At 40.8% G+C, this 21256-nt stretch carries 20 protein-coding genes; 12 read left to right on the forward strand and 8 right to left on the reverse strand.

Annotation, left to right across the window (positions count from 1 at the left end; translation table 11 throughout):
* Positions 1 to 2 precede the first annotated feature (2 nt).
* The 4 genes from SC428_RS02630 (at position 3) to dauA (ending at position 5555) form a co-directional block, all read left to right on the forward strand.
* Positions 3 to 1769 (forward strand): bifunctional alpha/beta hydrolase/class I SAM-dependent methyltransferase, encoded by a 1767-nt coding sequence (locus SC428_RS02630; RefSeq protein ID WP_318705769.1) that lies wholly within the window; start codon positions 3 to 5, stop codon positions 1767 to 1769.
* A gap of 115 nt (positions 1770 to 1884) precedes the next feature.
* On the forward strand, positions 1885 to 3225 hold the full coding sequence (locus SC428_RS02635) for a phosphatase PAP2/dual specificity phosphatase family protein (protein ID WP_140186187.1): 1341 nt from the start codon (positions 1885 to 1887) through the stop codon (positions 3223 to 3225).
* Positions 3222 to 3629, forward strand: a complete 408-nt coding sequence (locus SC428_RS02640; protein WP_070929644.1) for a hypothetical protein — start codon at positions 3222 to 3224, stop codon at positions 3627 to 3629. The genes SC428_RS02635 and SC428_RS02640 overlap by 4 nt, the downstream gene beginning before the upstream one ends.
* Before the next feature lie 237 nt (positions 3630 to 3866).
* Positions 3867 to 5555, forward strand: coding sequence for a C4-dicarboxylic acid transporter DauA (dauA, locus tag SC428_RS02645; protein ID WP_140179248.1), 1689 nt, complete (start codon positions 3867 to 3869; stop codon positions 5553 to 5555).
* Between the two features lie 375 nt (positions 5556 to 5930).
* On the opposite strand, the gene SC428_RS02650 is transcribed toward dauA, so the two are convergent.
* From SC428_RS02650 to hemA, 6 genes are read right to left on the reverse strand one after another with little or no spacing between them, the layout of a single operon-like run.
* Entirely contained in the window at positions 5931 to 6833 is a 903-nt protein-coding gene (locus tag SC428_RS02650) for a TIGR01212 family radical SAM protein (protein ID WP_070929645.1), read from the reverse strand.
* A 12-nt stretch (positions 6834 to 6845) separates the two neighbouring features.
* Complete coding sequence (gene kdsA, locus SC428_RS02655) at positions 6846 to 7700, reverse strand: 3-deoxy-8-phosphooctulonate synthase (protein ID WP_070929646.1); 855 nt, start codon at positions 7698 to 7700, stop codon at positions 6846 to 6848.
* 45 nt (positions 7701 to 7745) lie between these two features.
* Complete coding sequence (gene sirB1, locus SC428_RS02660; protein ID WP_140179246.1) at positions 7746 to 8555, reverse strand: invasion regulator SirB1; 810 nt, start codon at positions 8553 to 8555, stop codon at positions 7746 to 7748.
* Complete coding sequence (prmC, locus tag SC428_RS02665) at positions 8555 to 9400, reverse strand: peptide chain release factor N(5)-glutamine methyltransferase (protein WP_070929647.1); 846 nt, start codon at positions 9398 to 9400, stop codon at positions 8555 to 8557. Before prmC ends, sirB1 begins: the two co-directional genes overlap by 1 nt.
* Positions 9400 to 10482: a peptide chain release factor 1 gene (prfA, locus tag SC428_RS02670; protein WP_070929648.1), complete on the reverse strand. Its 1083-nt coding sequence runs from the start codon at positions 10480 to 10482 to the stop codon at positions 9400 to 9402. The genes prmC and prfA overlap by 1 nt, the downstream gene beginning before the upstream one ends.
* Before the next feature lie 31 nt (positions 10483 to 10513).
* Positions 10514 to 11776, reverse strand: coding sequence for a glutamyl-tRNA reductase (gene hemA, locus SC428_RS02675; RefSeq protein ID WP_070929649.1), 1263 nt, complete (start codon positions 11774 to 11776; stop codon positions 10514 to 10516).
* 537 nt (positions 11777 to 12313) lie between these two features.
* Between hemA and lolB the strand changes: the two genes are divergently transcribed.
* The 3 genes from lolB (at position 12314) to prs (ending at position 14856) form a co-directional block, all read left to right on the forward strand.
* The gene (lolB, locus tag SC428_RS02680) at positions 12314 to 12973 is read left to right on the forward strand and encodes a lipoprotein insertase outer membrane protein LolB (RefSeq protein WP_070929650.1); all 660 of its coding nucleotides are present in this window, start codon (positions 12314 to 12316) and stop codon (positions 12971 to 12973) included.
* Positions 12970 to 13845 carry a 4-(cytidine 5'-diphospho)-2-C-methyl-D-erythritol kinase gene (gene ispE / locus SC428_RS02685; RefSeq protein ID WP_140179244.1) on the forward strand — a complete coding sequence of 292 codons (876 nt, stop codon included), beginning with the start codon at positions 12970 to 12972 and terminating at the stop codon, positions 13843 to 13845. Before lolB ends, ispE begins: the two co-directional genes overlap by 4 nt.
* A 63-nt stretch (positions 13846 to 13908) precedes the next feature.
* Positions 13909 to 14856 (forward strand): ribose-phosphate diphosphokinase, encoded by a 948-nt coding sequence (gene prs, locus SC428_RS02690; RefSeq protein WP_006661866.1) that lies wholly within the window; start codon positions 13909 to 13911, stop codon positions 14854 to 14856.
* Between the two features lie 244 nt (positions 14857 to 15100).
* Here prs and ychH read toward each other — a convergent pair whose 3' ends face one another.
* Entirely contained in the window at positions 15101 to 15373 is a 273-nt protein-coding gene (gene ychH, locus SC428_RS02695) for a stress-induced protein YchH (protein WP_070929652.1), read from the reverse strand.
* Positions 15374 to 15667: 294 nt separating this feature from the next.
* Between ychH and pth the strand changes: the two genes are divergently transcribed.
* The 5 genes from pth (at position 15668) to SC428_RS02725 (ending at position 20859) form a co-directional block, all read left to right on the forward strand.
* A complete protein-coding gene (pth, locus tag SC428_RS02700; RefSeq protein WP_070929653.1) occupies positions 15668 to 16258 on the forward strand; it encodes an aminoacyl-tRNA hydrolase in 591 nt (196 codons plus the stop codon).
* Between the two features lie 120 nt (positions 16259 to 16378).
* On the forward strand, positions 16379 to 17470 hold the full coding sequence (gene ychF / locus SC428_RS02705; protein WP_318705770.1) for a redox-regulated ATPase YchF: 1092 nt from the start codon (positions 16379 to 16381) through the stop codon (positions 17468 to 17470).
* A 215-nt stretch (positions 17471 to 17685) separates the two neighbouring features.
* Positions 17686 to 18876 carry a tyrosine-type recombinase/integrase gene (locus tag SC428_RS02710; RefSeq protein ID WP_004910599.1) on the forward strand — a complete coding sequence of 397 codons (1191 nt, stop codon included), beginning with the start codon at positions 17686 to 17688 and terminating at the stop codon, positions 18874 to 18876.
* A gap of 329 nt (positions 18877 to 19205) precedes the next feature.
* Positions 19206 to 20314 (forward strand): IS3 family transposase gene (locus SC428_RS02720; RefSeq protein ID WP_412544571.1). Its coding sequence is split into 2 segments (ribosomal slippage): positions 19206 to 19458 and positions 19458 to 20314, totalling 1110 coding nucleotides; the frame shifts between segments, so codons are not numbered across the junction.
* Positions 20302 to 20859, forward strand: coding sequence for a Fic/DOC family protein (locus tag SC428_RS02725; RefSeq protein WP_318705771.1), 558 nt, complete (start codon positions 20302 to 20304; stop codon positions 20857 to 20859). Before SC428_RS02720 ends, SC428_RS02725 begins: the two co-directional genes overlap by 13 nt.
* On the opposite strand, the gene SC428_RS02730 is transcribed toward SC428_RS02725, so the two are convergent.
* A complete protein-coding gene (locus SC428_RS02730; protein ID WP_006536548.1) occupies positions 20856 to 21020 on the reverse strand; it encodes a hypothetical protein in 165 nt (54 codons plus the stop codon). The two genes, SC428_RS02725 and SC428_RS02730, sit on opposite strands and share 4 nt — an antisense overlap.
* Between the last annotated feature and the right edge of the window lie 236 nt (positions 21021 to 21256).

A 21256-nucleotide genomic window follows, 5' to 3' on the forward strand; every position in this document is an offset into this window, starting at 1 on the left:
CTATGAACGTGCAGACAGACTATTTAACACAACGCTCTGTTATTGAATCACAATTCACTACCAGTGATCGTACTTCACTGTTTTACCGCTATTGGCCCGCAGAACAACCCAGTGATAAAGCAATTATACTGTTTCATCGTGGCCATGAGCATTCAGGGCGAGTCGCTCATTTGGTTGATGAATTAGAGTTACCTGACTATAGCATGTTTGCATGGGATGCCCGTGGGCACGGTCGTAATGATGGCCCTAGAGGTTATAGCCCATCACTCAGTACCTCTGTACATGATGTTGATGAATTCGTTCGTTATGTTTCAACGCAATATCAAATACCGTTAGAAAATATCATTGTTATTGGTCAAAGTGTTGGTGCGGTCCTCGTATCTACTTGGGTACATGATTATGCGCCCCCCATTAGAGGTATGGTGTTAGCATCCCCTGCTTTTAAAGTAAAACTTTATGTTCCTTTTGCTCGTAGTGGGCTAGCGCTGATGCAAAAAATACGTGGATTGTTTTATGTTAACTCCTACGTAAAAGCTAAATTTTTAACTCATGATCAACAACGCATTGATTCTTTCAATCGCGACCCATTAATTACACGCCCTATTGCCGTCAACATTTTGCTCGAACTTTACAAAACAGCTGACAGAATTGTTTCTGATGCGAGTGCAATCACTCTGCCTACACAATTATTTATTTCAGGTAGTGATCATGTGGTGCACCACAAACCTCAACACCAATTTTATGCACGGCTGAACACCCCCATCAAAGAAAAACATATTCTACCTAATTTTTACCATGACACTTTAGGTGAGAAAGAGCGTCATATTCCAATCGCTAAGATCCGTGAGTTCATTGGCAAATTATTTTCATTACCCCGTTACCAACATGACTACCAATATGAAGATACATGGAGTGCCAGTGCTGATGCTTATCGTGAACTCACTAAACCAATGCCTATTTGGTGCCCTAAAAATATAGGTTATAAGCTCCTTGGTAAACTGATGAGTACATTAGGAAAAACTTCCGAAGGTGTACGCATCGGTTATGATAAAGGCTTTGATTCCGGCTCGACCCTCGATTATATCTATCGCAATAAAGCACAAGGCAATGGATTATTTGGCCGAATCATTGATAGACAATATCTCAACAGTATTGGCTGGCAAGGTATACGTCAGCGTAAAACCAATATTGAAAATATCATTCGACAAGCCATCCGCGATCTCCATGACAATCAACAGCCTGTTCGTATCATAGATATTGCCGCAGGCCAAGGCAGATACCTTTTTGATGCTATCAACGACTATGGCAAAGTTGAGTCACTCCTCTTACGTGATTACAGCACAATCAATGTTGAACAAGGCCGCTTGCAGATCAAAGAACGTTACCTTGAAGATAAAGCCCGCTTTGAAGAAGGTAATGCCTTTGATGCTGATGATCTTGCTGCGGTAACGCCAGCACCTACACTGGGGATCGTCAGTGGATTGTATGAACTTTTCCCAAGCAATGAGCTGATCCGTGCTTCATTAAATGGCTTGTCCCGTGCCATACCTTCCGGTGGGCTTCTCATCTATACATGTCAACCATGGCACCCTCAAGTTGAAATGATTGCTCGCGTACTGCCAAGCCACCAAGGCGGCCAAGCATGGGTTATGCGCTGCCGTAGCCAAGGTGAAATGGATGCTCTCATTAAAGAAGCTGGTTTTGAAAAACTCAATCAATTAATTGATAGCTGGGGTATATTTACCGTATCTATTGCTCGGCGCTGCTAATACGCTGTATTAACGTTGGATTAGATGGTTATTTTGCCATCTAATCACTACGATAATTTATTAGCATTAAATGAATCACAAACCATATAAATAGTGATAAAAATAAGGTAACCGAATGATATCCCTACATAAACCATTGCCCTCCGCATCTCGGCGACAAATTTGGTTATACGGTCTTATTTGGTTAATCTTTTTAGCCCCTTTTTTCTTCCTCACGTATGGGCAAGTCAATACCTACACGGCTTCATTGTCCCAAGTTTCTTCCTATGTTTATTCATGGGAAAAACATATTCCATTTCTAGCTTGGAGTATTATCCCCTATTGGAGTATTGACCTTTTCTATGGTTTATCCCTTTTCATATGCACCTCAGTACGTGAACAAACTATCCATGCGCTACGTTTAATTGCGGGATCATTAGCCGCATGCATTGGTTTTTTACTATTTCCGTTAAAATTTAGTTTCCCTAGACCTGAAACAAGCCACATTACTGGATGGATGTTTGATCGCCTTGAGATGTTCGACCTTCCTTACAATCAAGCTCCTTCATTACATATCATCCTATTATGGCTGCTCTGGCTACGTTTCCGAGCTCATCTACCCGCTAAATGGCATTGGATACTTCATAGCTGGTCATTATTAATACTCTTTTCTGTCCTTACCACATGGCAACACCATTTTATTGATGTCATCAGTGGCTTTGCTGTGGGTGTTATCATTAGTTATCTATTGCCTATTGATAGCCAATGGCACTGGCACTACACCGGCAGCCGACGTAGTTTCAAAATATCGATTAACTATGGTATCGGGGCTTTGATCTGCTTATTTATTGCCATTACCTTCCAAGGAGGAGCATGGATACTATTATGGCCTGCCATTACATTCCTATTGATCACCCTTGGATACCTAGGGTTGGGCGCTTCAGTGTTCCAAAAAACCCCTGAAGGGGCACTCTCTCCATCAGCTTGCATATTACTTCTCCCATATCGACTCATCGCTATTGGTACCTATCATTACTATGCAAGCGCATGTCGACAACCCAGTAAAGTCAGCGAACATATTATTTTAGGAGGACGTCCGCTTTATCCTTTGCAAACACAAGCCGTTTTCGACATGACTTGCGAGTGGCCTCGCAATGCTTATAGCAAAAATTTAATTTACCGTAGCCAACCACAAATAGATTTGTTACCAATAAGCGCGAAAGATATTGAGCGTGCCGTACACACCATGGATGAGTTAGCGAAGATAGGTTCAATTTATGTACACTGCAAGCTGGGTTATTCACGCAGTGCAACGGTTGTTATCGCTTGGTTAGTCCATCAGCATCAAGCAAAAACGATTGATGATGCAATTAAAATTGTGACTCAAGTAAGACCGCAAGTGATCCTAAATGAAGCAACTATTGAACAATTAAATCATTGGTATCAGAAATATCATTCACATAGGAGAATGCCATGAATAATTTATCTGATAGGCAATGCGGCAATGTCATGGTTATTTTTACATCAAGTTGGCGTTATTTAGCAAGTGCATCATTGCTCGCCTTTATTTGTCAGTTCATTCTCTATATATACTCATTCGATAACTGGGTATATTTATTTGTTAATAGCATTATTTTTATTATTAGCCACTATTATATCTTTAGACTATGGTTTGATAATCAATTATTTCAAGTTTTATATCAACAGGATGACTGCTCTCATTTTGATTTTGCATTACAATATCTTTTTCCTAAAAAACAAATGATTACCAATATGCATCAACGTTGGGATGGCACAAAAAAATTATTTAATTATGCACTCTCATTAGTTGTTATACATTGGGTTTGGTTAATAGTTTCAGTGATAATGATGAGAATGTAATAAAATCTTACTAATGAATGGTATTATTCATTGATTCTTATTAACTATAATAAATTACTATTTATTCATTTTTAGAGGTATCACAATAAGATATTAGCCATTTTTTTACTTTTGGCACTGTAACCGTTATGATAATTACGAATTCATTGACTCATAACAGATTTTTTCCAATGAATTCAGCGTATCCTTTGTCATTCGTTTTCCATTATTTTCACCCTGTTATTTTGGTGGGGTACAATGAGTACAAAAAAAATTAATAGATTGCGCCCATTTAGTGCGCTAATAGATTCATGTTGGAAAGAAAAATATACCTTTGCGCGTTTTATTAAAGATTTAATTGCAGGGATCACCGTCGGAATTATCGCCATTCCATTAGCAATGGCCTTAGCTATAGCAAGTGGTGTGCCTCCGCAATATGGGCTGTATACTGCGGCAATTGCAGGTATTGTTATCGCCATCTCGGGGGGATCACGTTACAGTGTTTCAGGCCCCACGGCCGCTTTTGTAGTGATCCTATATCCAGTGTCGCAACAGTTTGGCATAAGTGGTTTACTGGTTGCGACACTTATGTCGGGGCTTATCTTACTGGCAATGGGTTTTGCCCGCTTCGGGAAATTTATCGAATATATTCCTGTTTCTGTCACATTGGGATTTACTTCAGGGATCGCTATCACCATTGCCACAATGCAGATTAAAGATTTTTTTGGCCTGCAATTGGCGCACGTGCCCGAAAACTATGTTGATAAAGTCATTGCATTAGCTAATGCCTTACCAACCTTACAATATAGCGATACATTAATTGGTCTTGTTACCTTATTAATCCTAATTTATTGGCCAAAACTTGGCTTAAAGTTACCCGGTCACTTACCAGCGTTGGTCGCAGGTACTTTAGTCATGTGGTGTTTATCACTGTTTGATAAGCAAGTGGCTACTATTGGTTCGCAATTTAGTTATTTATTACCTGATGGCACTGAGGGTAACGGTATCCCTCCCATTTTGCCTCAATTTGTTCTACCGTGGGAGCTTCCTGGTAGTGCACCAATTAGCTGGTCAATGATTACGGCTTTAATGCCAGCCGCTTTTTCTATGGCCGTTTTAGGGGCTATTGAATCACTACTTTGCGCTGTCGTACTTGATAATATGACAGGTAAAAAACATCATTCAAATAGTGAACTGATCGGCCAAGGTTTTGGTAATATCGCTGCACCATTTTTTGGTGGGATCACAGCAACAGCAGCTATTGCACGCTCAGCGGCTAACGTTCGTGCAGGAGCAACCTCGCCCGTATCAGCTATCATCCATTCACTGCTAGTACTACTTACATTACTGGTATTGGCACCAATGCTTTCCTATCTGCCTCTTGCTGCGATGTCATCACTGTTGTTAATGGTCGCTTGGAATATGAGCGCCGCACGTAAAGTTATCGACCTGATACGTCGCGCCCCTAAAGACGACATCATTGTTCTACTGCTTTGTATGTCTCTGACTGTGTTATTTGATATGGTGATTGCAATTACTGTCGGTATCGTTTTAGCATCATTGCTATTTATGCGCCGCATAGCCAACATGACACGAATTAGTGAGTTAGCAGCAACGGATGAAACGAAAAGTCGATTGGTCGTACGCGTAAATGGTCCTCTGTTCTTTGCTGCCGCAGAACGCATATTTGATGAATTAAGGATCAAAAGTGAAGGTTACGAAACGATCGTTATGCAATGGGATGCTGTCCCTGTTCTCGATGCGGGTGGCTTAGAAGCATTTCAAAAATTTATCGATACCGTAAAAAAAGACACGCATATTGTTGTATGTGATATTCCATTCCAGCCTTTAAAAACCTTGGCTCGCGCACGTGTGACACCAATTGAAGGCACATTAAGTTTCTATAATTCGATAGATAAAGCTCTTGAAGAGCTTGATTCTGAATAAATAAAATTAGCCGCTGTCAGATACCTGAGTAGCGGCTAATTTTTTATTTCAAATTACTGAGATCAGCGGCCATTGCTGTGAAGTGTGTAACATCCTTAACATAATGATATTACTTTTCAATTGAACATAAATAATGACATAGTGGTGATTAATCACCAATTCCCTCATACCTTTTACTCATCCTGTTCGCCCCATATCTGGAAAAGATAATAGTTGTGAAGCCTTGGTTGCTACTTCATTTTTTATTTGTTGTGCTGATTGAGGATTTTTATCAGCAATAAAACTAACAATATTCAATCAATCTTGTTGGGCGTCTCCATGCCACATTAATTTATTTTAGTCTGAATATTTATATTTTAGGCGCAGCTACAGGAGCTACAACGCAGAGCCTTGTCCACCATGAGACAGTAGATACTGATATAGACTATTCATGCCTAACCAACGGTTTGCGCACCACTCTGGTGCTAATAGTGTCGGACGTCGAGCACTAGCACATATACGATGATAAATAATTTCAGATGGAGTATGACGGATCATTTCGCCAGCGATTGAGGTGTAGTCCGCCAATGTGATCGGTTGAAGACGTCCAACTTGCCAACTTTTAGCCATTATGCTGCCATCAACAATGTGTAAAGGATGCAATTTAATGCCATCTGTTCCACATTCAAGGACTTTATCGAGCGTTTGCATATTCATTAATTGGTCTTCGTTAGGTAAGCCACAAATAAGATGGGTACACACCTTCAATCCCAATTGTCGTGCTTTACTCGCTGTTTGCTGATACGACGAAAAATTATGCCCTCGGTTAATACGATGCAGTGTTCTATCATGGGCACTTTGTAAACCTAGCTCTAACCATATTTCATAACCGCGCTCACGATAGCTGCTCAATAGCGATAAAACCTCTTCAGGGACACAGTCGGGACGCGTTCCAACACATAATCCAACAATGTCAGCCTGTTTAAGAGCTTCTTCATAGAGCTCTTTTAATATGCATACCTCTGCATAAGTACTCGTGTAGGCTTGAAAATAGGCAAGATAGCGATTAGCACGAGTAATTTTAGTCACTTGCCCACGAATTTGTTCGCTAATGGATAGAGACGATTGAGTTTCATCAGAAAAAGAAGACACGTTACAAAATGTACAACCACCACGACCAAGGGTGCCATCCCGATTAGGGCAATTGAAACCGCCATGAAGGGTAATTTTATGAATTTTCTCACCATAACGGCGCTGGAGATCAGCGCCGAACATGTTGACAACTTGATTGAGTTGCATACCAAATAGTGATTAACGGCTAGTATCTAACTCAGGAAAACTTTTAACAAGCGCATCAATGGCTTGAACTTGCTGCAAGAATGGCTCTAGTTTATTCAAAGGTAAAGCTGACGGGCCATCACAACGCGCATTATCTGGGTCTGGATGAGCTTCAAGGAACAACCCAGCTAGGCCAACAGCCATACCCGCCCTTGCCAATTCAGCAACTTGAGCACGACGACCACCAGAGGCAGCACCAAATGGATCACGACATTGCAATGAATGAGTAACATCAAAAATAACTGGGCAACCTTTAGAGGCCTGCATCATGACATTAAAGCCAAGCATATCAACCACTAAATTATCATAACCAAAGTTCGCGCCACGGTCACACAGGATAATTTTATCGTTGCCACCTTCAATAAATTTTTCAACGATATTCCCCATTTGCCCCGGGCTGATAAATTGTGGTTTTTTAATATTGATAACAGCATCCGTTTTAGCCATTGCCGCAACCAAATCGGTTTGACGTGCCAAAAATGCAGGTAATTGAATTACATCCACGACTTCAGCAACGGGTTGAGCTTGTGATGGTTCATGAACATCAGTAATAATTTTTACGCCAAACGTTTTTTTCAATTCTTCAAAAATTTTCATTCCTTCATCAAGGCCTGGGCCACGATATGAATGAATTGATGAACGGTTAGCTTTATCAAACGATGCTTTAAATACGTAAGGAATGCCTAATTTTTGAGTCACAGTCACATAGTGCTCACACACCTTCATTGCCATATCACGTGATTCAAGAACGTTCATCCCACCAAAAAGAACAAAAGGGAGATTGTTAGCGACTTGGATATCACCAATACTGACCATTTTCTGTTGCATGCTCTTACCTTTTATATCGAGACAGTTTTCTGTCTATACAATAAATTAATGTAACACTACAGGAAGATTATCTAATGAATATATCTGAATTTTAATCATTTCAGAAACAGGATCTTCTGGGCAGTGTTCAATAAAGTAGTTTAAATCATTCAAAGCAACATGATTACAATCTAAATGTGCGAGGATTAACCCACGATCACGGATTTCATATGGATCTTCAGGATCTAACGCCAGTAATGTTTCACAAACCCTTAGTGCCAATTCCATCTTTTTTTCTTCCATCAATGATGCTTTCAGCGTGTCAAATAATTTACGAATAATCACACTGTTTTCCGCAACATCAAGTTGATCGTCATCAAGATCGGAGTATGGATCGACTGTTCCTTTAAGCCAAAGATTTAATGTATGCCACGATAACGTTTCACCATTAACTGGGTTTATGAACCATTGAGAACCATCGTTTTTTTGTGCCAGCAAAAGTAGCTGGGTTGGAAACACCGCCGGTTCTATAGCAATATCAAGTTTCTCGGCGATATATAGAAATATTGAGCCCAATGAGACAGGTGTACCTCGTTTTGAGGTCAAAACCTTATCTAACCAAAGCATATCAGATAAAGCATAAATACCATCTGCTCCACCAAAGCGCCACTGCTGATAAAAGAGGCATAGCAACTGATTTATTTTGCTTTCATTATCAGCCTGTAAATCGATAGCCGCTTTAGCTGTCTCTACTAAGCTATCTAACTGAGCTTGAACCTGCATCAGAGGAAAATCTACACGAACGTTTTGCGAGACCATCATAATACCTTCACTTAAAGGTATTTTATTGAATTCAATATTTTTTATGGTTTTCATCACTCTTCCACTGCTTTATTCCACTGCCCAAGCGAAATTCTATCTCGGCCGCCATAATCTAGGCAGGTTTCAATATTGCTAAATCCATATTGTTCAAACAGTTTTCGTACCGCTGCACCTTGTTGCCATCCATGTTCAACCAGCAGCCAACCCTTCGGTTTAAGATATCCTTTCGACTTGGAAACAATATGGTCTAAATCTGATAATCCTTGATTATCTGCCACTAATGCAGTCAAAGGCTCAAATCTTACATCGCCTTGCTGTAAATGAACGTCATTTCCATCAATATAAGGTGGATTACTAACAATCATATCAAAATGTTGATTGAAAAGAGCCTTATACCAATCACTTTGAAAAAACTGCACATTATTTATAGCTAAACGCTGTTGATTGCTTTGTGCCAGAGAAACTGCTTCAGGATTGAAATCGATACCGACAACTGTGCTATCCAAACGTTCAGAAGCAAGAGCCAATGCAATTGCCCCCGTCCCTGTTCCTAAATCTAAAATGTGACAAGGCTGTGCTGGCAAGCGTATTAAGGCTTGTTCAACAAGACATTCAGTGTCAGGACGAGGGATAAGTGTTGCAGGTGAGACAAATAATGGCAAAGACCAAAATTCACGTTCACCAATGATGTAGGCAATGGGTTCACCTTGCTCTCGGCGTTGCAACAAAGATTCTAAGTGATCTTGCTCTACGAGTTTTAACTCTGTCTCCGCAAATGCAAAAATAAATGTTCGCGTTTGCCTAGTGACGTGTTGCAATAAGATCTCTGCGTCTCGTTTAGCACTGTCGCTATTTGACAGCCTAGCAACAGCTAGGCTCACCCATTCACCGTACTGCATTAGTCTTGCTCAGATAATGCAGAAAGTTGGTCAGCTTGATATTCGTTAATAATTGGCTGAATTAACGTATCTAGTTTTCCTTCCATGACTTCGTCTAAACGGTATAGGGTTAGGTTAATTCGATGATCCGTTACCCTACCTTGAGGAAAGTTATAAGTACGGATACGGTCAGAACGATCTCCTGAACCTAATAAATTACGACGCTCCGAAGCTTCTGCGGCTTGACGTTTATCCATTTCAGCTTGACGAATACGAGCTCCCAACACTGACATCGCTTTAGCTTTGTTTTTGTGCTGTGAACGTTCATCCTGACATTCAACTACAATACCTGTTGGAAGGTGAGTAATACGAATCGCTGAGTCGGTGGTGTTAACGTGCTGTCCACCCGCACCAGAAGAACGGAAAGTATCAATACGCAAGTCAGCAGGACTAATATCAGGTAGTTCAGCTTCAGGTAATTCAGGAAGGATTGCGACCGTACATGCCGATGTATGAATACGCCCTTGCGATTCAGTTTCAGGCACACGTTGAACACGATGACCACCCGATTCAAATTTCAGGCGTCCATAGACACTTTCACCAGATATTTTTGCGATAACTTCTTTATAACCGCCGTGCTCACCATCACTGGTACTCATTAGCTCAACACGCCAACGATTTGCTTCTGCAAAACGGCTATACATACGGAATAGATCCCCCGCAAAAATAGCCGCTTCATCACCACCTGCACCCGCACGAATTTCAAGAAAACAGTTGTATTCGTCATCCGGATCTTTTGGTAATAATAGTAATTGTAACTGCTGCTCTAGCTCTTCATTGCGCGTTTTTGCTTCTTTCAGCTCTTCTTGAGCCATTTCTTTCATTTCAGGATCATCTAGCATCATTTCTGCTGTTTCGATATCCTCTTGAACAGTTCGCCATGCGGTAAAACATTTTGCGACATCAGTCAGTTGAGCATACTCTTTTGATAGGGCGCGAAAACGCCCCTGATCAGCAATCACACCTGCATCGGCAAGGTGTGCTTGAATTTCTTCATAGCGTTCCTGTAATGCTTCCAGTTTTGCGACAATAGAAGGCTTCATTCGTTATATCAGACCCATGATTAAAATGTGGTTATTGATGGTTCAGCCCTAAGCTGTCCCTAAGTAGATTCAGACGCTCCACATCACCATCTCCAGCAGCTTGCTGTAAAGACTTTGTCGGTGCGTGGATCAAGCGATTGGTCAATTGTTGGGTAAGTTGCGTAATAACTTGTTCAGGATCTGCACCCTGACTAATTGCCGCGAGTGCTTTTTCTGTCATACCCGCGCGGATTGCCTCTGCTTGCGCTCTGTAATCGCGAATTGTAGACACTGCTGCTTGCGAGCGCAACCAATCCATGAAATGGCTGCTTTCTTGTTCAACAATAAATTCAGCTTCGACAGCAGCAGCTTTACGTTGTGCTAAGTTTTGCTGAATAATGGATTCAAGATCATCAACGGTGTACAAATAAACATCTCGTAATTTTTCAACATCTTCCTCGATATCACGAGGAACTGCGATATCAATTAGTAACATTGGTTTATTACGACGTACTTTCATCGCTCGCTCCACCATACCTTTACCAATAATAGGTAATGGGCTAGCCGTCGAGCTGATCACAATATCTGCTTGCGCCAAACGCGTATCAATATCAGAGAGTGTGATCACTTCAGCGTTAACTTCACTCGCTAATAATTGAGCGCGTTCACGAGTACGATTGGCAATCATCATGCGCTGTACGCCATGCTCACGTAAATGGCGGGCCACTAATTCAATCGTTTCCCCTGCTCCCACCAGCAGTATATTCAAATGTTTAAGTGATTCGAAAATTTGCCTTGCTAGTGTACATGCGGCAAAGGCCACAGAGACAGCATTAGCGCCGATTTCAGTTTCAGTACGAACACGCTTAGCCACTGAAAATGACTTTTGAAATAAACGCTCTAGCTCACTGGAGAGTGAATGATTATCTTGAGAAAGTGCAAAGGCTTTTTTGACTTGCCCAAGAATTTGGGGTTCGCCAAGCACTAATGAGTCTAACCCACTAGCAACACGCATTAAATGGCTAACGGCTTGGTCACCCTCATGCCAATACAAGCTAGGCTTTAAATCTTTGTCAGTGATATTATGAAATTCACATAGCCATGCAATCAACTGCTCTTGCGCCTGCTCTTGCGATTCCAAGCTAAGGTACAGCTCTGTTCTATTACACGTCGACAGCACAACACCACCGCTAACTTGAGGCTGTTGTAATAACTGCTCAAGTGCATGGTCTATTTTTTCTGGTCCAAAAGTGACCCTCTCACGCAGAGCCACTGGTGCCGTTTTATGGTTGATGCCTAAGGCTAATAGGGTCATTGTGCTTAATTACATTGCTCACATTGCTAATTAATTATTCAACAGTAATCATATTACCGTGATTTGTTTACCTACTATTGTAGATGATCCGAGCCGCGCTTTCTACGCCCTGCTAATAATCAAAGATTATAAAGATGATCAAGGCCAGATTTTGGCAGAGAAAATTGATGGCTATTTCATCACATACCTTATTGTTATTATAAAAGTTTACATCGCATAAGCTTACAAATGTACTCTTTATTTTATTATATATAATAAGGTATTCCCTATATCAATAATAGGTATCTAAAATGCAATAATTTGGCACGTAACGCAAACCGTAGTTATAGCTAATTGTATAGATAGGCAAATCAGCCTCAATCTGATTGATAATTTAGCGTTTTTCGCGCACTATTTTATTCAGTTCACCCTGTTTTCACTATTATCATTGCTAATGAAGACGTTTTCTTCACTGACAATAACAGGTTACACTTCGGTTTGGGCCTAGGTTTTGATAGGCCACCATTTATTTTCACTAAATGATTTTTGAGAGTCGCTATGCAACTGTTCACTACTTGGGCTACTTATCGCTCTATCACAACACGGGGTTTGTGGCGTTTACTGCCGCTGTCGTGTTTATTGCTAACCGCATGTGTCTTCAACAAACAAACAACAACAGGAACTGGCTCAGCATCCGACCCTCAATGGAAAACACATTTACAAGAACTTAATGCCCTACGAGATTATCAAACACGTGGCTCGTTTGTTTATAACGGCGGGGAAACCAAAACTTACGCTAAATTTTTCTGGCAACAATATACGCCTGAAAAATACCGTCTATTATTAACTAACCCATTGGGTAGCCGCGAATTAGAATTAACAGTCGAACCTGATTTAGCTCGCCTTACGACTAAAGATGGGCAAACTCACATGAGTGACGTACCTTCAGAGTTGATTTATCAACTCACTGGAATGGAGATCCCTCTTGATGACCTCACCGCATGGCTAACAGGCTCCCCGGGACGGGCAACTGAGTTTGAACTTGATGAAAACCATTTACTGAAATCAATAACGTTCCAACAAAATGGTGAAACGTGGCAACTCAACTATCTTTCTTATGATAAAAGTACTTCGCCAATGTTGCCAAGTAACCTAGAGTTACGCCAAGGTTCACGACTGATTAAACTCAAAATGGATAGTTGGACGCTACAGAAATGACTTTGACATGGCCCTCGCCCGCAAAATTAAATCTATTTCTTTACATCACAGGTCGTAGAGCTGATGGGTATCATGAACTACAAACGCTATTTCAATTTCTAGATTATGGCGATGAAATAACCATCTCAACCCGAACTGATAACCAAATCAATTTACTGACGCATATGGAAGGCGTCGAGCCCGAACAAAATTTAATCGTTAGGGCAGCCAAATTGTTACAACACTACTGCCACGAAATACTTAAACTCACACACCCCCTAGGCGCGGATATTACTATTCATAAAATTTTACCTATGGGAGGAGGTATCGGTGGCGGTTCTTCAAATGCGGCTACTGTGTTAGTCGCATTAAATGAACATTGGGGGACTCAAATTTCTGATGATGTGTTAGCCGATCTAGGTAAAAGCTTAGGTGCAGATGTGCCAGTGTTTGTTCGTGGTCATGCCGCTTTTGCCGAAGGAATTGGTGAAATTTTGACACCAGCGTCACCTAAGGAGAAATGGTATTTGGTCGCTCATCCCGGAATTGAAATCTCAACCCCGATGATCTTCACAGATCCGCAATTAAATAGAAATTCTCCAAAACGCTCACTAGCCGCATTATTACTGGCTCCGTACGCAAATGATTGCGAAACAATTGCAAGAAAACGTTTTCGTGAGGTTGAACAGCTCGTTTCTTGGCTGTTACAATATGCACCGTCTCGCCTAACAGGAACAGGTGCGTGTGTTTTTTCTGAATTTGAAACACAGGCTGCTGCCTTGCAGGTGTTAAATAAAGCCCCATCGTGGGTGCAAGGTTTCGTCGCTCAAGGGGTGAACGAATCGCCATTGCACAGATTCCGCGCTGGGATAACCCGTGTATTGCACCAATAATCACGACTTAATCGTTTTATTGGTCAACAATATCTCTCTGGACGCAAGCCTGAGGTTTTTCTCGTGCCCGATATGAAGCTTTTTGCTGGTAACGCTACACCGGAACTAGCACAACGTGTTGCTAACCGCCTTTACACTAATCTTGGAGACGCGGCTGTTGGTCGTTTTAGCGACGGCGAAGTCAGTGTTCAAATTAATGAAAATGTCCGCGGTGGTGATATCTTTATCATCCAGTCAACTTGTGCACCAACCAATGATAACCTGATGGAACTGGTTGTTATGGTCGATGCGCTACGCCGTGCATCTGCTGGTCGTATTACCGCTGTTATTCCTTACTTCGGTTATGCAAGACAGGATCGTCGCGTACGTTCTGCCCGTGTACCAATCACCGCTAAAGTTGTTGCCGATTTTCTGTCCAGTGTTGGTGTTGACCGTGTTCTCACTGTTGACCTACACGCAGAGCAGATCCAGGGTTTCTTTGATGTTCCTGTTGATAACGTGTTCGGTAGCCCTATCCTTCTGGAAGATATGTTACAGAAAGACTTGGAAAACCCAATCGTTGTATCTCCAGACATCGGCGGCGTCGTACGTGCTAGAGCAATTGCGAAACTGTTAAATGACACTGATATGGCTATCATCGACAAACGTCGCCCACGCGCAAACGTTTCTCAGGTCATGCACATTATCGGTGACGTTTCTGGTCGTGACTGCATTTTAGTCGACGATATGATAGATACTGGTGGCACGCTGTGTAAAGCAGCTGAAGCATTGAAAGAGCGTGGAGCTAAACGCGTATTCGCTTACGCAACTCACCCTATTTTCTCTGGCAACGCTGTAGACAACATCAAAAATTCAGTGATTGATGAAGTCATTGTTTGTGACACAATTCCTCTTTCTCCTGAAATCAAGGCATTGAACAAAGTTCGTACGCTGACACTTTCAGGCATGCTGGCAGAAGCGATTCGCCGCATTAGTAATGAAGAGTCAATTTCTGCGATGTTCGAACACTAAGAATGACTTAACGGGGTATTATTACCCCGTTTTTTCTATGTGTTTAGACAATTTAAGAAATGTCATAACATTTAAGTAGCGCCCCTACCGTTGTTCATCAACCGTAGGGGCTTTATTTATCACCACGTTTACGTCCATATTTATACCAAACATAAGGCAAAATAATAAAGGCGCTAAAATCAGCACCTTTATGACATTTTTCTTTAAAGTTAAGGGACTCTAAAATAGACGTAAGCCCTATCCACTATGGGTAACGGTGATTATCATGCTTTGAGTCATGATAGTGTTTTATCAACCAGTAGCGGTCTGCCACTTTATCTCTGCCACCCAATCTTGCGCCGGCAAGCCAAATCATTGCACCGACGAAGATCCCAAATAGTGACCCCATCGTGATCATATCTGGCAAGTTAAGGCTAAAAACATGAGAAGATAAATTAACCGCTAAGCTCCCAATCATCGCAATTAACCCTAAAACCATCAAAATATTACCTACTAAAACAGCCGTTTTACGTTTCATATCTACCTCCCATGTCAGTAGACTGATAAGCAAAGCCAGTATTAAATATTCGGAAAATATATATCTTTATGCCTTTATTATAGTGCAATAAGTAAAATTGTTTGCGATGGGTATCACAGGGTGAGACTTTTTCTATTATTTCTGTACAAAAGATGCTTTTTTTAAAAGAATTTTTCCCGAATTATTTTCTTTGTAACTAACTTACCCATAGGCTTAATTCAATTTTGCACATTTAGCCCTTCACGGGGTAAACTAGACCTAATTTTTGACTTAACTGACAGTGAATTCTTAGCCGTGAGCAAAATAAAATTAATTGTTGGCCTTGCCAACCCTGGGGCTGAGTATGCCCAAACTCGTCATAATGCAGGTGCATGGTATGTTGATTTACTTGCTGATCGCCATAACCAACCTCTAAAAGAAGAGCCTAAATTTTTTGGTTATACCGCACGAATTAACCTTAATGGCAATGATGTTCGATTATTAGTACCAACAACCTTTATGAATTTAAGCGGTAAGTCAGTATTGGCCATCGCTAATTTCTATCGTATTAATCCTGATGAAATTTTAGTCGCCCACGATGAATTAGATTTACCACCCGGCGTTGCTAAAATGAAATTGGGTGGTAGTAATGGTGGTCACAACGGCCTGAAAGATATTCAAAACAAATTTAGCAATAACCCTAACTTTTATCGCTTACGTATCGGTATTGGTCATCCAGGAGATAGAAATAAAGTGGTGGGCTTTGTTCTCGGTAAACCGCCTGTTTCAGAGCAAAAGCTGATTGATGAAGCTATCGATGAATCATTAAGATGTACCGATATTCTACTCAATGATGGAATAGAAAAGGCAATGAATCGCCTGCATAGCTTTAAAGCTACCGCTTAATTAGAAGCAGATAAAAGAGTTCATTTCGTTAAAATCAACTTTTTGTGTATAATCAGCGCCAATTTTCTAACATTTAGGGCAGCACTCGCCTGCCCCTTGTGATTTTAAGGTGAGAAACATATGGGTTTTAAATGCGGTATCGTTGGTCTGCCTAACGTGGGTAAATCTACACTGTTTAATGCATTGACCAAAGCCGGCATCGAAGCAGCCAACTTCCCTTTCTGTACGATTGAGCCGAATACGGGTGTTGTGCCAATGCCAGACCCACGTCTTGAACAATTGGCTGAAATTGTCAAACCACAGCGTATTTTGCCTACCACAATGGAATTTGTTGATATTGCAGGTTTGGTAAAAGGGGCATCTAAAGGTGAAGGTTTAGGTAACCAATTCCTGACGAATATCCGTGAAACTGAAGCTATCGGTCATGTGGTTCGTTGCTTTGAAAACGACAACATTATCCACGTAGCAGGCCAAGTAAATCCAGCTGAAGATATCGAAGTTATCAACACTGAGCTAGCATTGGCTGACCTTGATACTTGTGAACGCGCTATTCATCGTGTTCAAAAACGCGCAAAAGGCGGTGATAAAGATGCTAAGGCAGAGTTAGAAGCATTACAAAAATGCTTACCGCACCTTGAACAAGCAGGCATGTTGCGTACTTTAGATCTCAGCACTGAAGAAAAAGCTGTGATCCGCTATTTAAGCTTCCTGACATTAAAACCCACTATGTACATTGCTAACGTCAATGAGGATGGTTTCGAAAATAACCCATTCTTAGATATGGTGTACAAAATCGCAGAAGCAGAAGGCTCTGTTGTCGTTCCTGTATGCGCCGCTATCGAATCTGATATCGCAGAACTTGATGATGAAGAACGTGATGAGTTTATGGCAGATTTAGGCATTGAAGAGCCTGGTTTGAACCGCGTTATTCGTGCCGGTTATCAACTGCTTAACTTACAAACTTATTTCACCGCTGGCGTGAAGGAAGTTCGTGCATGGACTATCCCTGTTGGTGCTACAGCACCACAAGCAGCGGGTAAGATCCACACTGATTTTGAAAAAGGCTTCATCCGCGCTCAAACTATCGCGTTTGATGACTTTATCAAATACCGTGGTGAGCAAGGTGCAAAAGAAGCAGGTAAAATGCGCGCTGAAGGTAAAGATTATATTGTTCAAGACGGCGATGTACTTAACTTCTTATTTAATGTGTAAGCTTACACTCTAGTCTCATACTGTTTCACAAAGTATCACTTAATAAGAAAACAGCATAAAATTCATGATATTAACTGGGTTTTATGCTTTTTTATGTCTCATTAAGTTTCATAAAAGCTCGCGATTAAATGAGTACGTAACTGAGTACAATTTATTTATCTTCCCTTTTAAAGTGAGTATAATAATATCAACTTACATAACTCGTTGAACTCATTATGCTTACTGATACAAAATGCCGAACTGCAAAACCTAAAGAAAAACTTTATCGTATCAATGACTTCAACGGTTTGTACCTTGAAGTGAAACCTAATGGTAAAAAAGCATGGCGATTCCGTTTTCAAATAAATGGAAAATCAAGCATGCTTGCATTGGGCAACTACCCATTGGTAACACTAGCTGAAGCCAGATCTAAATGTGATGATGCCAGAAAACTCGTATCAGAAGGAATTAATCCAACACAAGCTAAGCAACTAGATAAGATTAGAAAAGCGAACGAATCTGCAAATACATTTCAAATCATCGCAAAAGAATGGTTGCAAATGAAAGATTGGGCTGATGTAACCAAATACCGTCGCCTTGATATGTTGGAGCGCATTGTATTTCCTTCTATCGGCACATTACCAATAAGAGAAATTACATCTCACCATATTCTCAAAATATTGCAACGTGAGGTTCAAAGAGGTGCCCCAACAGTTGCTGCTGAAGCTAAACGGACTATATCCTCGATTTTTGAATTTGCTGTTGCCACATTAAGAGCTGATAGTGATCCAGTATGGGCAATAAGAAAAGCTCTCCCAGCAAACAAAACACAACATAAAAAGGCCCTCACTACGGATCAAATAGGTCAACTACTCAATAACTTTGATAATAGCCGTGGCACCTTTCAACTGAACTATTGTATGTGGTTAATGTGGTGGACGCTTTCTCGTCCATCTGAAGTCGCTGAGGCTGAATGGTCTGAATTCGATCTTGATAATGCACTTTGGACTATCCCAGCTGAGCGTATGAAAGCACGAAGAGAACATATTGTTCCTCTGCCTACACAAGCTATTACGATTCTAAGATCTCTTTATGGTTTTACTGGTAACCGCAAACATTTATTTCCCGGTCGAGATTCTTGCCATAAACCAATGTCCACTAACTCGCTAAGGCAATTTCTTAAAACGAGAGGTTGGAGTGGTATATATAGCCCTCATGCGACACGTACAACAGGCAGCACACGATTAAATGAGTTAGGTTATCGACCTGATGCTATCGAAGCACAATTAGCCCATATGGACTCAAATAGCGTTAGACGTTCATATAATCATGCAACTTATCTTGAAGAGCGCAAAATCATGATGCAAGATTGGGCTGATAAACTTGATATTTGGGTAAAACAGGCCAACCTAGAATCAAAATCATGATGCATGGGTGTGTTAGCATTGATATATAAAGATATTTATTAATTTCCCAGCAAAACCTACAATTTAACCTACACTTAATTAATTCATTGATTTATAGGTGGTTATTATTTATTTGATGTTTTTAGCATTATAACGTACAAAATTCATACCCACACCACAAGTACACGCTTATATGAATAAATACGATGTGTTTAACAGCGAAGGAAAATTTGCTGATGGTTCTGATGAAGAAGTGCTAGCTAACAAGCTAGGGCTTTCAAACTGTCCACTTCCCCTAAAATAAGACAGCTATAATTAAATTTTCTGCCCTAAAATTTGCAGAGGTCATGATGAAAAAAGCTCGTTTTACTGAAACTCAAATCGTTAATATTTTAAAACTCGCTGATTCAGGTATGAAAGTGGGCGATATTTGCCGACAAAATGGGATCAGCAACGCCACTTATTATAATTGGAAATCAAAGTATGGTGGCATGGAAGCTAATGATGTTAAACGATTAAAAGAGCTTGAAGATGAAAATGCGAAACTGAAAAAGCTCTTTGCGGAAGTTAGCCTTGAAAACCATGCAATGAAGGAGCTTTTCGCAAAAAAGGGTTGGTAGTGGCTGAAAAAAAATCCTGTGCTCAGTCGTTAAAGGCTGCGGGTTTATCAGTCATTAAAGCGTGTAAACTCACATCGCTCCCTCGCGCTTCGTTTTATCGAAAGACTCAAAATTGGCACGAGAAAGATAAAATCGTCATCGATGCCATACAATCCGTTTTAGCGAAATCCCCACAGTCGGGATTCTGGAAATGCTATTTTCGACTGAGATTTCAAGGTTGTCCTTTTAATCATAAACGAGTTTATCGCGTTTATTGTCGATTAGGATTAAATCTGAAACGACGGGTTAAAAAAGTGCTTCCGAAGCGTGAAAAAAGGCCATTAGTCATAGAGAAAGTCCCGAATATTCAATGGGCATTGGATTTTATGCATGACAGTTTATATTGCGGCAAACGCTTCAGAACCCTCAATATTATTGATGAAGGAACGCGTGAATGCTTAGCGATCGAAGTTGATACGTCATTACCGGCTGAACGCGTCATCAGGGTACTTGAGCGTTTAAAAGCCGAAAGAGGGTTGCCGAAACAGATCCGAGTCGATAATGGTCCTGAACTCATTTCAGTTAACTTATTGAATTATTGTGAAGATAACCAAATTTTACTGTGCCATATTCAACCGGGAAAACCGCAGCAAAATGGGTTTATCGAACGCTTTAATGGTTCGTTCCGTCGTGAGTTTTTAAATGCGTATTTATTTGAATCATTAAGCCAAGTACGAGAATTAGCATGGTTTTGGCTGCAAGATTATAACCAAAATCGAACTCATGAAAGTTTAAATCACCTCCCGCCGGAGGCATACAGAAAACAGTTAGAAAACTCTAATTTAACGTGTCTCAATTAAAGGGGAGTGGACAAAACGTTGATGATATCAATGATGCAGAGCTTGTTCTGTTAGAAAAGTTGTATCAGGTTATTTTTGAAGAGCAATTCCAAACTGAACAAATCACGGTATCACTTATTCAGCGCTGGCACCGCCAATGGTTAGGAAATGTTTACGAGTGGGCAGGTCAATTACGTACAGTGAATATTAGCAAAGGTGGCTTTATGTTTGCCCCTGCGGGTCGAGTTGCAAAATTACTTGTTCAATTCGAGAAAGAGTTTCTAGCGAAGTACACACCCTGCACCAATATGAGCCGAGAACAAGTCATAGAAGCTATTGCCACAGTGCATGTGGAGTTAATTCTGATACATCCGTTCAGGGAAGGAAATGGGCGCTTATCGCGTTTACTCGCTGATGTGATGGCGGTACAAGCTGGTTTCCAGCCGTTAGACTATGAAAGTTGGACTCAACACCCCGAAAAATACATTGCAGCAATCCACGCGGGGTTAAACCTTAACTATGAACCCATGAAATATTGGGTTAACGAAGCCTTGAAAGCGAACTAAATCGCCAGTTTCAAATGTCCAAACTTCTCACGTTTCGCTTTCATTTCTTCTTCAAGGCGACGGGATTCCTGCCCTGTTTCAATCGCCGTAGAGGTTGCGACCGAACGAATAAGTTGAGTACGAGTTGGTCTTGTTGCTTGAATTAATTCGTTTTTTTTCATAGTAGTCTCACATCAAACGGGCGATAGTGTATTTTATCATCGTTGGTTTATATGGCAACACTAATCACGTGGCACAAAAAAATATATTAATATTACTAATACCCTTAGATAACCAATCACTTTAATTAATTTAAATTCATATGAATGATGGCTTAGTGCTATTTTAGAGTATAAAATAGCACTAAGAAAAACTCACTCACTACAATAAAAATCACATACTCGATGCAATTTATATC

Origin of the sequence: Providencia sp. 2023EL-00965 (assembly GCF_033550225.1) — a bacterium.
GTDB lineage: Bacteria > Pseudomonadota > Gammaproteobacteria > Enterobacterales > Enterobacteriaceae > Providencia > Providencia manganoxydans.